This window comes from Microbacterium sp. (genome assembly GCF_031179285.1).
Taxonomy (GTDB): Bacteria; Actinomycetota; Actinomycetes; order Actinomycetales; family Microbacteriaceae; genus Microbacterium.
In genome coordinates this window covers 108,698-123,537 of sequence record NZ_JAPSHY010000006.1, presented here as the reverse complement: position 1 = coordinate 123,537, position 14,840 = coordinate 108,698, and the positions used below count along the sequence as shown (strand labels likewise).

General features: G+C 66.9%; 7 protein-coding genes. 4 read left to right on the top strand and 3 right to left on the bottom strand.

Going from position 1 to position 14,840, the window contains the following annotated elements:
• Positions 1–93 precede the first annotated feature (93 nt).
• Positions 94–993, bottom strand: a complete 900-nt coding sequence (locus RIN18_RS05775; protein WP_309103000.1) for an aldose 1-epimerase family protein — start codon at positions 991–993, stop codon at positions 94–96.
• Between the two features lie 274 nt (positions 994–1,267).
• On the opposite strand from RIN18_RS05775, the gene RIN18_RS05770 reads away from it, so the two are divergent.
• The gene (locus RIN18_RS05770; protein ID WP_309102999.1) at positions 1,268–3,625 is read left to right on the top strand and encodes a DEAD/DEAH box helicase; all 2,358 of its coding nucleotides are present in this window, start codon (positions 1,268–1,270) and stop codon (positions 3,623–3,625) included.
• A 79-nt stretch (positions 3,626–3,704) separates the two neighbouring features.
• Here the strand turns inward: RIN18_RS05770 and RIN18_RS05765 are convergent, their stop codons facing one another.
• Both RIN18_RS05765 and RIN18_RS05760 read right to left on the bottom strand, forming a co-directional pair.
• Positions 3,705–4,244, bottom strand: coding sequence for a YaeQ family protein (locus RIN18_RS05765; protein ID WP_309102998.1), 540 nt, complete (start codon positions 4,242–4,244; stop codon positions 3,705–3,707).
• Positions 4,245–4,281: 37 nt separating this feature from the next.
• On the bottom strand, positions 4,282–6,357 hold the full coding sequence (locus RIN18_RS05760; RefSeq protein ID WP_309103038.1) for an intein-containing Rv2578c family radical SAM protein: 2,076 nt from the start codon (positions 6,355–6,357) through the stop codon (positions 4,282–4,284).
• A gap of 81 nt (positions 6,358–6,438) precedes the next feature.
• Here RIN18_RS05760 and RIN18_RS05755 point away from each other — a divergent pair, with 81 nt between their 5' ends.
• The 3 genes from RIN18_RS05755 to RIN18_RS05745 all read left to right on the top strand — a co-directional run bounded on the left by RIN18_RS05755 (position 6,439) and on the right by RIN18_RS05745 (position 14,674).
• The gene (locus RIN18_RS05755; RefSeq protein WP_309102997.1) at positions 6,439–7,362 is read left to right on the top strand and encodes a D-alanyl-D-alanine carboxypeptidase family protein; all 924 of its coding nucleotides are present in this window, start codon (positions 6,439–6,441) and stop codon (positions 7,360–7,362) included.
• 163 nt (positions 7,363–7,525) lie between these two features.
• Positions 7,526–8,689, top strand: a complete 1,164-nt coding sequence (locus RIN18_RS05750) for an acyl-CoA dehydrogenase family protein (RefSeq protein WP_309102996.1) — start codon at positions 7,526–7,528, stop codon at positions 8,687–8,689.
• A gap of 171 nt (positions 8,690–8,860) precedes the next feature.
• A complete protein-coding gene (locus RIN18_RS05745) occupies positions 8,861–14,674 on the top strand; it encodes a hypothetical protein (protein WP_309102995.1) in 5,814 nt (1,937 codons plus the stop codon).
• Positions 14,675–14,840 lie beyond the last annotated feature (166 nt).

Genomic DNA, 14,840 nt, shown 5'->3' with positions numbered 1-14,840 from the left:
GCTTGGATACGAGGACGAAAGAGGTCCAGCGGACGAGGTGTTGACACTCCTCTTGAACGCCCCGCTCCTACTAGGGGGCCGGTGCAGTTCTGCTCACGCGGCGAACTCGATGCCCCAGCGCAGGGTCCAGGTTTCGTCCGGCGCGAGACGGCGGATGCCGAGGCCGCTGTTGAGGGCGTCGGCCGGGGCCGTCATCGGCTCGATCGCCAGCGCCACGGGTTGACCCGGGTACTTGGTGGTGGTGAAGACCTGCGCGTAGTCGAAGCCCTCGCCCTGCCACAGCGTGACGCGCCGTCCGTCGGGCGCGGTGAGGGTGTGCCTCACGACACCGTCGCCATCCCGCGAGAGATCGGTGAGACCCGTGTCGAGCGTCACATCGCCGAGGCGGACGCCGTCGCGAAGACGCGGGTCGGCCGTCCGCGTGCCGATCGGGAGACTGCGCTCATCGGTCTCGAAGGCGGTCGCGGCGTCGACGCGCAGCACCAGGTCATGGGGATCGACATCGCCAATGGTGATGAACGGGTGGATGCCCAGCGCGACCGGCGCCGGTGTCGACGAGCGGTTGGTGAGCGTGTGGGTGATATGGACGCCGGCGGCGGTGAGCAGATACGTCACCGAGGTCTCGATGAGATACGGGTATCCGGTCTGCGGGACGACCAACGCGCGCAGGGTCGCGGCGGCGTCGGTCTGGTCGATCTCATACGGCGCGAAGCGCAGCAGGCCGTGGCTGGCGTTGTGCAGCTTCGGCTCGCTGATGGCGAGCTGACGTTCGGTGCCGTCATCGCTCCACCGACCGTCGCGCACGCGGTTGGGCCACGGCACCAGCACGACGCCCGAGGCCGACGGGGCGGGTTGATCGAGCGGATACGGCGGCACGATGTCGACCCCGCCGACCCGCAGCGCGCGCAGTGAGGCGCCGACCTGGGAGATCTGCGCCGTCACGTCGCCGTGACTCAGATAGACCTGGATACCGGTGGGAGAGAACGTGTCCACCCCGTCATCGTACGGGGAGGATTCCCAGGAGCGTCCGCTACAGTTGTCGGGTCGGCTTCGGACACCCGCGCGTGGCGCGGACGTTTTTGTAAGAAGTGTGAGTCCAGGGGCCGATGGTGAGCGTTGATCAACGCGCATGAACCATCACATGAATGGCCCCGGCCGCTGACAGTCCGGACCCCGACTCTCGTCGTGAACTCTCGACGAAGTGCAGGGTGCTCGCGCGTGTGCGCGGCGCTGTTCTCGTGCGAGAACCCAGAAGGACACCCCCCCCATGCCCAAGAATCACAAGCCCAAGGGCGGCCGACCCGCTCGCAACTTCGAGCCGCGCTTCGGCGCCAAGAAGACCTCGTTCCATGAGCGTCACCACGGAGCGGCTGCTCGTGACGGCGAGCGAGGCGGACGCGCGGATGCCGCCGACCGGCGTTCGGCGCCCAGCGCCGGCGCGGACCGTCGACCCGGCAGCCGCAGCGCCGGCCACCGCGGGTATCGACCCGCCGAGGCTGAAGGCGGTGCCCCCAAGCAACGCTGGACCGCGCAGGAGCGTGCCGGCCGCGACGAGGCACGCGGCATCCGCAACCGCGCGGAGTCCGGTCGCCGTGAGGCACCTCACCACCGCGACGAGCGCCCCCGCACTGCTGGTGGCGGCGGCTCTCGCTACACCGACCGACCCGCTTCGGCCGCGCCGCGCCGCTTCGAAGATCGCCCTCGCCGCGACGACCGCGGCTTCGGCGACCGCCCGCGGCAGGACGAGCGCCCCCGCTACTACCGCAGCTCCGGCGAGCGTCCTCGCTACGACCGGAATGCGAGCGAGCGCCCGCGCTCTGACCGCGGATCGAGTGAGCGACCGACCGGCGCCGGCACCTACCGTGACGATCGCCCGCGCCGCGACGACCGCGGCTTCGGCGACCGCCCGAGGCAGGACGAGCGTCCTCGCTACGACCGCAGCTTTGGCGAGCGTCCCCGCTACGACCGCAACTCGGGCGAGCGTCCCCGCTACGATCGCAACGCGAGCGAGCGTTCGCGCTCGGATCGTGATGAGCGCGCTGGTCGTTCGACGGGTCCCGGGACCTATCGGGATGATCGCCCGACCCGCGCAGGCGCCCGCGACGAGCGTCCGCGTTCCGACCGGGATGATCGCCCTGCCCGTTCCTACGACGCCGACCGTGCCCGTCGCGCCTTCGATCGCGACCGGACGCAGCGCTCTTTCGACGGCGAACGCGAAGCCCGCAGCGAGCGGACCCGCCCGTCGACCGGCGGCGCGTACCGCACCGAGAACCGCCGTCCGTCGGCAGGATCAAAAGCCCAGCGCGATGCGCGGCGCGACGAGCGTCCGAGCCGCGACAACTGGAACAAGGCGCCGAAGGCGCAGGTGGAGCACACCGAAGACGTCGTCCACGAGCGTCTCGAGGCGCAGTCCGTCGCCGCCGTCGAGGTGGAGGGCGTGACGTTCGCCGACCTCGGCCTCGGATCGAACATCGTCGAGACCCTGAGCAACATGGGCGCGGCGTCGCCGTTCGCGATCCAGGCCGCGAGCATCCCGGCTGTGCTCGCAGGGCGCGATGTGCTCGCCCGTGGCCGCACCGGCTCCGGCAAGACCATCGCCTTCGGGGCGCCGCTCGTCGAGAACGTGCTGAAGTCCCAGGCCGGCAAGCGCCGCGAGTTCGGCCGGTCGCCGCGCGCGATCATCCTCGCGCCGACCCGTGAGCTCGCGCTCCAAATCGACCGCACCATCCAGCCGATCGCCCGCAGCGTCGGTCTCTTCACGACGCAGATCTACGGCGGTGTCCCGCAGGGGCGCCAGGTGGGCGCGCTGAAGAAGGGCGTCGACATCGTCATCGGCACTCCCGGACGTGTCGAGGACCTCATCAACCAGGGCAAGCTCGACCTCTCCGACTGCCGCATCGCGGTGCTCGACGAGGCCGACCACATGTGCGAGCTCGGCTTCGTCGAGCCCGTGCAGCGGATCCTCCGGCACACCGCCGACGGCAGCCAGAAGCTCCTCTTCTCGGCCACCCTCGACCGCGAGGTCGCAGCCCTCGTCGACGAGTTCCTCGTCGACCCGGCCGTCTACGAGGTCGCCGGTGAAGACCAGGAGTCCAGCACCATCGAGCACCGCGTGCTCGTCATCGAGCACCGCGACAAGGCCGACATCCTCACGTCGCTCGTCGATCGCGAGGGAAAGACACTCGTCTTCGCGCGTACCAGGGCGTATGCCGACATGCTCGCCGAGCAGTTCGATGACGCCGGCATCCCCGCAGTCTCGCTGCACGGCGATCTCAACCAGGCCAAGCGCACCCGCAACCTGGAGCGTCTCACGTCCGGCCGGGTGCAGGTGCTGGTGGCGACCGACGTCGCCGCTCGCGGCATCCACGTCGATGACATCGATCTCGTCGTGCAGGCCGACGCCCCCGACGAGTACAAGACGTACCTGCACCGCTCCGGCCGCACCGGTCGCGCTGGTCGCTCCGGGCGCGTCGTGACCCTGATCACCCGTCAGCGTCGCCGGCGGATGACCGAGCTGCTCGACCGCGCCGAGATCGATGCCCCCTTCGAGGACGCCCGTCCCGACGACGACGTCATCGAGGAGATCACCGGCCGGATGCCCACCGCGGCGGACCTCACCGCCTGAGCGACCCGCCGGGAGACACCATGGCGAAGGCCCTCGGAACGGATTCCGGGGGCCTTCGCCGTACGGTACTCGGGAGATCTCAGGAGAGCTCGTGCTCATGGATGCTCGAGGTGAGGCTCGTGCCGTTCAGGTCGAGGTAGAGCACCTGCTCGGTGACGGTCAGCGTCATGAAGTTCCGTCGTTCGATCAATCGCGCCGCGGACTCGATGAAACCGGGGTCGAAGCTGAACAGGCGGATCGCGCCGGCGCGATGGATCCTCTTCCCCGACCACGGAGCCATCACCTTGGCAGGATCGCGGTGCGTGTAGACGACCGTGCGCTCGGCGAGCCGGCTGCCGTGGTGCAGCCGCTCGGCGTCGGGGGCTCCGATCTCGATCCACGCGGTGAGCCGGCCCGTCATGTCGCGCACCACGACGGCGGGTTCCTCGGTCGACGAGATCCCGTCGCCGAAGGCGATGCCCTCCGCGTACTCGAGCCCGTGGGCCAGAACGCGAGTGGTCATGTAGGCGTCGGTCTCGGACGGATGCCTGGCCACCCGCAGTGCGTAGTCCTCATAGACGCCCCGGTCGGTGTCGGCCAGCTGGACGTCGAACGTGTGCATTGTGGAGCCGATAGCCATAACCGAGAAGCCTACGGGGCGGTGCCGCCGGCACCCGTCAGAAGAGCATCGGCTGCGGCGCGGGCTCGGATGCCGTAGACGGCGCGAATCGCACGGGCCTGACGCGCTGCGGATAGTCGTCTTCGTGCCGAGCGTCGAGTCCGTGCAGGCGGATCAGCGGACGCACCCGCTTGGCGAGCCACTGCCGGTACGCCTTGGGTGCTTCCGCGGAGGCCCCCGGATACAGTCCGCGGTACGAGGAGACGAGGTCCGGCCGAGCCTCTTCGAGCCATCGGAAGAACCACGGCTTCACGCCCGGCCGCAGGTGAAGGGCCCCGTAGATCACGGTGCGGGCACCCGCCGCCTTGATGCGCTTCAGGGCGTCGTCGACCGCCGCGACGGAATCCGTCATGTGCGGCATGATCGGCATCAGGAAGACCGTCACGCGGAATCCGGCATCCGCCAGGGCTCTCACGGTGTCGAGCCGCGCCTGCGTGGTGGGTGCACCCGGCTCGATCGCCTTCTGCAGCTCGTCGTCGTACATCGCGATCGACATCTGCACATCGACGGGGACGCGCTCTGCCGCCTTCACGAGCAGCGGGATGTCGCGGCGGATCAGTGTGCCCTTGGTGAGGATCGACATCGGTGTGCCGGAACGGGCGAGTGCTTCGATGATCCCGGGCATCAGTTTGTAGCGGCCCTCCGCCCGCTGGTACGGGTCGGTGTTCGTGCCGAGCGCAACGGTCTCGTGCTGCCAGCTGCCTCGCCGCAGCTCCTTTTCGAGCACCTCGACGACGTTCACCTTGACCACGATCTGCGAGTCGAAGTCTGCGCCTCCGTCGAGGTCGAGATACTCGTGCGTGCCGCGGGCGAAGCAGTTGTGACTGATCACCCCGTTCGCGACGAAATCGCCGGTCCCCGTGGTGATGTCGAGAAGATCCATTTCACCGTCGAGTGGCTCGATGCCCATCACGCGCAAGTCGGCGACGCTCTTCACGGCCGTGCCCTCCAGTGACATCTTGCGAGTGATGGCGGGGGCAGTGAGCGCGAAGAATCGCTGACGGCTCGGGAGTCCGCCAATGACCCGTACGCTGCGGACCCCACTGCCTCGAGGCGCCTCGAGCCGATAGGGCACTCCGAGTTCCTGCATTCCTCGCTCGATGAGATCGATGATGTCGGCGTCTTTGTTGGAGATGCGAAGCACCCCGCGGGAGCAACTCCCCTCGGCGTCGAAGACTCCGCCGAGAAAACCCGAGTACCAGTCCGTGTTCGGTGTCGAAGGAGTCTGGATGAGCGTCTCGATCGATTCGACGTGACGTCGTGCGGCCGTGTGGATCGCATCCGCAGCGCTGCGTGTGTCGCTGGCCTGAGCGAAGGGCCGCCTTCGGGTCGGCACTCCCTCCTCTTCGAGATATCCCTCGGTTCTGGCGAGCGCTTCCTCGTCGATGAGCGCCAGACGGAACATGTGGATCTCGCGCGTTCTCGTCGGGCTCGGGTAGCTCCCGTGGAAGATCATCCCGTCACCGCGGATCATTCCCGCGAGGTAGCCGCGACGGTAGTCGAGTGAAGACGGATCGATCTTCATCCCGGCCGCTCCGATGCCGAACCCCATAAGCCTGTTGTTTGTGGTGAGGTACGGGCGCTGCCCCTTCTCAGCGGCAACGACATGCTTCCACCCTCGCTCGGTGAGGAATCGATGGTCACCGCTCGCGACGAGCTGCGTGCCATCGGCGAGTGTGACCCGGTACGCCCTCTTCCTCGTTGCCCACTTGGCTTTGATCGTCGTCTTGACGTAGCGGCGGTAATCGCCTTGCTTCTCCGTTCCGAGGATTTCGTCGCCGATCTCCAGATCGCGCAGCGGTCGCTGCCGACCATCCGTGCAGAGGATCAACGTGTCCGGAGACACGCAGTAAACGCAGGCATGGCTGCATCCGCGGTAGGGGTTGATCGTCCACGCGAACGGCATGCGCGACGCACCGGGGACGTGGTTCAGCGCCGATTTCGAGAGCACTTCGTGGAACGTCATGCCGGCGAACTCGGGAGTGGTCACGGATCGCAGGATGCTGGTTCGATCTTCGAGGCCGGGAAGTGCCGCAGCATCCACATCTCCGACCTTCTGACCCTGCCAGCGCATACTCCATTCGAACATAGAACCGAATCTTCGTCAACGTCAGCCGGGAGCTATGTTCGACGGCCGATGAGGGACAATGGGAAGATGTACGCCGTACCGCAGCCCCAGCATGCGGCGCCCCGCTCCCCGATTCGCGGACCTGCGCTGCCGATCGGGATCGCGGTCACCGCGATCGGCGTGCTCCTGTCGCTCGCGACGGTTCCGACATCGGCACCGTTCGAGCAGCCCGAACCCGTCGCGCTCATGGAGGTGCCGCCCGTCGACGTCGAGGCGACGACCGCGGCCGATCCCTGTGCGGATGCCGTCGTGCAGCAGGCGTTGGCCGCCGGCGACGACGCAGCGACCGTGGCCGCGTTCGGCGGTGGCGAGAGTTTCCGCGCCGCCGTCGTGGCGGGCAACGCGCCGTGCATCTCGCTGGAGGATCCCGCGCGCGCCTGGGTGGTCGTGAACAAGGCAAGGCCCCTGGCGCCGGTCGACTACGCCCCGCCGGCACTCGTCGACCTGCCGGTGCAGACAACCACCCGCTCCGGGCAGGTCCGACCGGAGGTCGCCGCAGCCGTCGGCGAGATGGCGCAGGCGGCGGAGGCAGCCGGGGCGGGCAGGCTCGGTGCGAACAACGGCTACCGCTCCTACGGGCTGCAGGTCACGACGTACGAATCCAACGTCCGCGCGCTCGGTCAGGCGGAGGCGGATGCGGGGTCTGCCCGACCAGGACACAGCGAACACCAGACGGGCCTCGCCCTCGACGTCGTGGCGTGCGCCGCGAGGTGCGGCGATCTCGACGGTTTCGGCGGCACCGCCCAGAGCAACTGGGTCGCTGAGCACGCCTGGGAGTACGGCTTCATCGTGCGGTACGAGCAGGCGGGGATCGGCACCACCGGTTATCAGCCGGAACCCTGGCACCTCCGCTACATCGGCGTGGATCTGGCAGCCGTGTACCACCAGGGCGGATTTCACACCATGGAGGAGTTCTTCGGCCTTCCCGCCGCCCCCGACTACGCCCACTGAGGCTTCCGTCGGGCGACGACCGATCGCTCGTTGCGGCATCCCACAATGGCGGTACCGAGTCTCACGACAAGTGGGATGCATTCTCACAATGACCGCATCCGCGGGTGGCGGCCGACATAGAATCGCCGGAGCAACGACGCCCAGGAACGTTCAGGAGGACGGCATGCAACGCGACATCTACGAAGAGGACCACGAGGCCTTCCGCGACCTCGTCAAAGACTTCGTCAAGCGCCACGTGAGCAACGAAGCGATCGAGCGGTGGGAAGCCGCCGGAGAGATCGACCGCGCCACGATGCTCGCCGCAGGCGAAGCCGGCATCCTCGGGCTGTCGGTGCCGGAGGAGTTCGGCGGCGCCGGGATGCTGCAGGACTACCGCTTCCGCACGATCGTGATGGAGGAGGTCATCGCCGTCGGCGCGGGTTCGCTCGCCGGGGCCCTCGGCATTCAGGACGACCTCGCCATTCCGTACCTCGTGCACATGGGCACGCAGGAGCAGAAGCAGAAGTGGCTGCCCCGCATGGCCACCGGCGAGGTCCTGGGCGCACTGGCCATGACCGACCCAGGCGCGGGCAGCGACCTGCGCGGCATCAAGACCAATGCGAAGAAGGTCGACGGCGGCTACATCCTCAACGGCGCGAAGACGTTCATCTCGTCCGGCGCGACGGCCGACGTCGTCGTGACCTTCGTGAAGACCGGCGAGGGCAATCGCCCCGATGCGTTCAGTCTGGTGCTCGTCGAGAAGGGCATGGAGGGCTTCGATCAGGGCAAGAAGCTGAGCAAGATGGGCTTCCACGGCTGGGACACCGCGGAGCTCAGCTTCACCGACGTGTTCATTCCCGACGAGAACCTGATCAGCGGCAAGGAGGGGCAGGGATTCATCCAGCTGATGATGAACCTGCCGCTCGAGCGCCTGTCGATCGGGGTCGCCGCGGCGGCGGCCGCCCAGGCGGCGTTGAACTGGACCGTCGCCTACACCAAGGATCGCGAGGCCTTCGGCGAGCGCATCGCCGACTTCCAGAACACGCGCTTCCGGCTTGCAGACATGGCGGCGACCACCGACGCGATGTGGGCCTACATCGACCGCGCTCTGCTGGCGTACAAGGATGAGAAGCTCACGCCGGAAGACGCGGCGAAGGTCAAGTTCTGGGCGACCGAGCGCGAGTGGGAGGTGCTCGACACCGGCGTGCAGCTGCACGGCGGCTACGGCTACATCATGGAGTACCCGATCGCACGGGCGTTCACCGATGCCCGCGTGCATCGCATCTACGGCGGCACCAACGAGATCATGCGCGATCTCGTCGGTCGTCAGATCGTCGGCAAGCGCTGACCACTCACTGAGACGAAGGGGCCCCGGATGCCGCATCCGGGGCCCTTCGACGTATCTCAGCTCTGCACTCCGCTCAGGGTGAGGTCGGGGTGAAGTTTCCACACGGCGTTCTCAGGGTCCGGTAGGAATGGTCCGGAGTAGCTCTGTTTCCGGAGCGTGGGAGGGAAACTCATGAGGCGATCGCGTCTGCCCTGGAGCATGTCGAAGACCGACGATCGAGCGCTGCTCGGCTCATCGCGGAAGAGAATGCGCTTCGGCGTCGCGACCGTGATCTCGGCGCTGACGCTTTCGCTCGTGCCCGCGACCGCGGCGAACGCGGCACCGGTGTACGACATCAAGGGCGCTTGGGAGGACGGGACGCCAACGACGGTCGGGCGCGGGGATGTCGTGAATGCGGTGTGGCACGTGAACGTCAACGACGACGCGCCGGCCCCGTCGAATGACCCGGTTGCGAACGTCACATACACGGTCACGGTCGATAACGGCGTCTTTCGCAGCATTCCCGACGTGTGCACGACCGCTGCTGGCGCGGCACCGGCTTCCTCGATCTCAGCCGACGGGCGCACACTCACATGCAACCTCGGCGCAGTTGAGCAAGGAACCGCCGTTGTCGCGCAGACGCCCATCGCCGTCGATGGCGACACCGGAGAGCAGCTCACAGCCGTCGGGGAGATTGGCGGTCAACAGCGCCCGCTTCCACCTCTCGCCATCGAGAACGCCTTCGCGATGGACCTTCAGTTCGGCCAGAACACCTCGTACTACGAATGGAACATGGAGTACACCTCCGTCGACGTGGGGCTGGAGTGGTCGCTTCGTCTGGGCGCCGGATCGGACACCGGCCCGGACTCCGTCACCTACCGAGTCCAGGTTTCCGAGAGCAACGGCGCATCCATCAGTCTCGGTGAAGGCTATTATGGAGGCGTCGGGTGCTCGCCGTTCAATGCCTTCGTCGCCGGAGGTCACCCCTGGTCCGGTATTCCTGACTCCTCGAGCCTTCCGGAAAACCAGCAGACCTCATTCGTTGACTCCTGCACACTGACGCCGGTCGCCGGACAGCCCGGAGTGTTCGATCTCACTCTGACCGGGATCAACTACGACATGGCGACGGTGCCGACGAAGGACTCGACGGGCGCCATACTGCCGACCGACTGGTCCTATATCGCCAGCGGCAGCCTCTGGTTCCGCGTGGCGACGGATCGGGCAGGGTCGATCAGCCTTCAATCCAACGCACCGACGTACCAGTCGACCACTGGACTCGCTTCGGTCGACCTGACCCAGAACAACACGACCACGAAGGCCTACGTTCTTCCCGGTCTCTGGTCCGCCTCGTGGTGGCGTCCGTACACCGGTGCCGGTGGAAGCAACTGGGACGACACCTACCGTGTGTCGGCCGGGACGAAGGTTGTGCAGTACGTCAACCACGCCGCGAGCATGCACGACGTGCCGGATAGCACTCTCCAAGGGCAGTGCCTCGTGTTCGACGCCGATTACGTCACCTACACGCCGTTCGCTGAGGGAGACGCTCTTCCCACGATTCGCGGGTACGACACCATGGGCTACGAGGCAGCGGAGCTGGACAACCCGCCTGCTGTCGAGTACTACATCGGTGACGTCGGAGACCCGAATACCTTCAACTGTGGCAGCGACCCCGGCAACTGGACGATCGCCGAGCCTGCTGACCTCACCTCGGTTGAGGCCATGCGAATCATCTATCCGCACTCGCTCCCTGAGAGCGAGGGATGGTCGGGCATTCAGTTGGCCGGCTACGTGACGATCCACGACGATGTTCCTGTCGGTCAGGACATCTGGACGTTCGGCTCGATCATGTCCGCCGGAACCTGGACAGGCCCGGGTGCGCATGTCGTTGTCACACCGACTCCTGGCGCACGCTACCCGAACACCGACGGTCGTCGTGACATCCTCCGGATCACCACTGCCACCCCGGCGATCCACAAGTCCGTCGACCGTTCGGTCGTTAGGCCCGGCGAGCCTGCGAACTTTACGCTGACCTACTCGGCTAACGGAGCGGGCGCGATCCCGGAGACGATGGACGACTACGTCATCACCGACACCCTGCCGGTGGGGATGACCTACGTCGACGGTTCGGCGAACCCTGCGCCCACCGTCTCGACCAACGGCTCGGGGCAGCAGGTACTGACCTGGTCACTCGACGGGGTGCCGACGAATGTGCCGAATGTTCTCGCCTACCAGGCTGTCGCCGGCGCTTCCGCGACGCCCGGGCAGGTGCTCACGAACACCGCGACCAGCTCGGTCGGCGGGCTGACCTCGACGCCCGCTGCGGCGCAGGTGACGGTGTCGACTTCTGGTGCCACGAACCTCGGCAAGTCGACGGATCAGTGGTTCATACCTAACCCGGACGGAGACGGTTCCGGTGAAGAGGGCTCGTGGACGGTGACGTTGCGGTCACAGGATCCCCTGCCACAGGCCTTCACCGACACGATCGACATCCTCCCGTACAACGGTGACGGTCGCGGGACGAGCTTCGCAGGTACGTATGACGTGACAGCGGTGAACGCTCCGTCCGGTGCCACGGTGTACTACACGACCGCTGACCCGGCGACGCTGTCGGATGACCCGTCGCGCTCGTCGAATGGAACGGCGCCCGGCAGCATCGCCGGCAACTCCGTGAACTGGTCGACGACGCCGGTGCCGAACCCGACGGCGATACGAGTGATCGGCGGTCGGCTGGCTTCGGGTGCGACGTTCGCGTTCACGGTTGACGTCGAGCCGGTTGGCGCTGAGCCGGGTGATGTTTACGTCAATCGGGCACAGGCGATCGCCGAGCACACCGAGTTGGTGATGCGCACGTCTGAGCCGTTGACGATGGGTACGGCGTATTCGGCGTCTCTGAAGAAGTATGTGCAGGATGCCGAGGGCAACTGGGTCGACGCGAATGACGTCACGACCTATCCGACGTATCGGGTGGGTGATGAGGTGCCGTATCGGATCGTGATCACGAACACCGGTCAGGGGACGTTGCGGGATGTGGAGATCACGGATTCGTTGTTCCCGCAGGGTTCGTTCACGGTGGAGGAGCTGGCGCCGGGTGCGGAGGACTCGCACGAGTTCACTGCGATCATGACCGGCGGTGGCTCTGTCGTCAACAACGCGTGTGGTGCTGCCCCACGGCCGGAGGATTCCGAGGTCGTCCCGACGATCAACTGCGACCCGGCTGGTGTGCAGGTCGTGAACTACACGACCGAAAAGTCCTCCGACCCGGCGTCCGGTGAGACGGTCAAGCCGGGTGACACGATCACCTACACCGTGGCGGTGACGCAGGAGGGCACGGTGCCGGCTGTCGCGCAGTTCAGCGACGACCTGGCGGATGTGCTCGACGACGCTGATCTGACCGGTGGTCCGACGGCGTCGTCGGGCACGGCGACCATCACCGACGGCGTGCTGTCGTGGAACGGTACCGTGCCGGTGGGTGAGGTCGCGACCGTGACGTACACGGTGACGGTGAAGGACTCCGCTGCTCTCGCGGCGGATGGTGACTACACGGTAGGCAACCAGGTCACGAGCCCAGGCTGTGTCGACGCATGCGCGACGGAGCACCTCATTGCGGACTACGCGGTGGAGAAGTCGTCCGGCCCGGCTGACGGGTCGAACCTCGAGGTGGGCGAGACCATCGAGTACACGGTGACGGTGTCGCAGATCGGGGAGGCCGCATACGACGGTGCGTCGCTGGTCGATGACCTGTCGGGCGTGCTGGACGACGCGACCTGGAACGACGATGTTGTTGCTTCGGCAGGCGCCGTCGACTTCGACGATGCCGCTCAGCTGCTGTCCTGGTCGGGCGACCTCGCCGTCGACGACGTCGTGACGATCACCTACTCGGTGACGGTCACGGGTGAGGGCGACACGCATTTGCGGAACGTGGTCACCAGCGACGGCTGCTCTTCGGAGGAGACCTGCAGCACCGATCACTACACCGCGACGTACACGACAGTGAAGACGGCCGATCCGGCGTCCGGGTCTGAGGTGCAGATCGGTGATGTGATCACGTACAAGGTCACGGTCACGCAGTCGGGTGAGGGGCGTGTGGTTGCGCAGTTCTTCAACGACGACCTCACGGATGTGCTGGATGATGCGACGTTCAACAATGACGTCGTGGCGTCGGCGGGTGAGTTCACGGTGCAGGACGGTGTGATCTCCTGGACCGGTGACCTGGGTCCGGGTGACGTTGCCACGGTGACATATTCGGTGACCGTGACGGCTGCGGGTGACACGCTGATCGGCAACAACGTGCAGTCTCCGGGGTGTGAATCGGCGGGCGACTGTCAGACGGAGCACCTCACCGGCCGCTACGAGACGGTCAAGACGTCGGACCCGGCTTCGGGCGAGGATGTCCAGATCGGTGACACGATCGACTACACCGTCACGGTGTCGCAGTTCGGTGAGGCCGCCGTCGACAGCGCGTCGTTCACGGACGATCTGACGGCGGTGCTGGACGACGCGACCTGGAACGATAACCTGGCCGCTTCGGCCGGGATGGTCAGCTTTGCCGAGCCGACGATCACCTGGTCGGGCGACCTCGCCGTCGACGACGTCGTGACGGTTACGTACTCGGTCACGGTGACGGGCGCCGGTGACACGGCTCTGACGAACGTGGTCACCAGCGACGGGTGTGTCGATGACGCATCCTGCACGACGACGCATCAGACGGGTGACTTCACGGTGTCGAAGACGTCGGTGGCCGCCCCGGGTTCGGATGTCGCTGTTGGTGGCACGATCACCTACACAGTGACGGTCGCGCAGCGCGGCCTCGGCTCGGTCGAGGGTGCCTCGTTCGATGATGACCTCTCGGCAGTGCTGGATGACGCGGACTGGAACGGTGACCTTGCGGCGACCTCCGGTGAAGCGTCGTTCGACGCCGACAGCACCGAGCTGGCGTGGTCCGGTGACCTGGCCGTCGGTGCCACGGCGACGATCACGTACTCGGTGACGGTGACGGGTGCCGGCAACATGACCCTCACGAACGTCGTGACTCCGAGTGAGAACGGCGAGTGCGTCCCGGCCGGTGACGGCAACGAGGGATGCTCGACGACGCATCAGACGGGCCGGTTCGTGTATTCGAAGATGGCGGACCCGATTCATAACAGTGACGTGCAGTCCGGCGACGTCGTGACGTATACGGTGACGGTCGAGCAGCAGGGACCTGCGGGAGTGGCCGGTTCTCTGGTCGACGACCTGTCCGATGTGATCGATGACGCCACCTACAACGGTGACGCCACCGCTTCGGCTGGCTCGGTCGAGATCCACGGGCCGACCCTGTCCTGGAACGGAGACCTCGCACCCGGTGACGTCGTCACGATCACGTACTCGGTCACCGTGACCGGCGGCGGGGACACGACGCTCGCGAACGTGGTCACCAGCCCCAGCGAAGCCGGCGAGTGCGTCACCGCAGCCGACGGCACCGAGGGGTGCCGGACGGTCCACAAGACCGGCGGGTACGTCTACGCGAAGACCGCGGACCCGGCATCCGGCACCGAGGTGTCGCGGGGAGACCGGGTGACCTACACGGTCACCGTCACGCAGCGCGGCGACGGCGCCGTCAGCGACGCGGTCATCGCGGACGACCTGTCGGACGTGCTGGATGACGCGGTGTGGAACGACGACGCCCAAGCCACGAGCGGGACCGTGATGCGGGAGGGGAACACGCTGTCCTGGACGGGTGACCTCGAGGTCGGCCAGACGGTGACGGTCGCGTACTCGGTGACTGTCACGGCTGCCGGCCCGGCGGAGCTGCGCAACGTGGTCTCCAGCCCCGACGAGCGCGCGATCTGCGACCCGGCCGGTGTCTGCGTGACAGCGCATGAGGTTCCGGAGCTGCCTCCGCTCGCGGTCACCGGTGGCGCTATCAGCTGGGCTGTCGCGGGTCTGGCCGGGATGTTCCTCATCGCCGGCGCAGCCCTGCTCACCATCCGCCGCCGTCGCGAGCAACTGGCCCTGATCGAAGGCTGATCGGATTTCTGACAGGACATCGCCCCCGCCACTTTCCGGCGGGGGCGATGCCGCGTCCGGATCACCGGCCCACGCGAGCGGCGCGCGGGGTCGACCAGCCTTGAGCGCAGCGGCAAGCGGCTAGCATTGAGGCAATCGGTCATTCTGGGGGTGACCTCGACGAACC

Excerpts from the sequence above, each read along its gene's own strand:
- RIN18_RS05770 (WP_309102999.1), top strand. The coding sequence starts at position 1,268 with ATGCCCAAGAATCACAAGCCCAAGGGCGGCCGACCCGCTCGCAACTTC.
- RIN18_RS05760 (WP_309103038.1), bottom strand. The coding sequence starts at position 6,357 with ATGCGCTGGCAGGGTCAGAAGGTCGGAGATGTGGATGCTGCGGCACTT.
- RIN18_RS05765 (WP_309102998.1), bottom strand. The coding sequence starts at position 4,244 with ATGGCTATCGGCTCCACAATGCACACGTTCGACGTCCAGCTGGCCGAC.
- RIN18_RS05750 (WP_309102996.1), top strand. The coding sequence starts at position 7,526 with ATGCAACGCGACATCTACGAAGAGGACCACGAGGCCTTCCGCGACCTC.
- RIN18_RS05745 (WP_309102995.1), top strand. The coding sequence starts at position 8,861 with ATGAGGCGATCGCGTCTGCCCTGGAGCATGTCGAAGACCGACGATCGA.
- RIN18_RS05755 (WP_309102997.1), top strand. The coding sequence starts at position 6,439 with ATGTACGCCGTACCGCAGCCCCAGCATGCGGCGCCCCGCTCCCCGATT.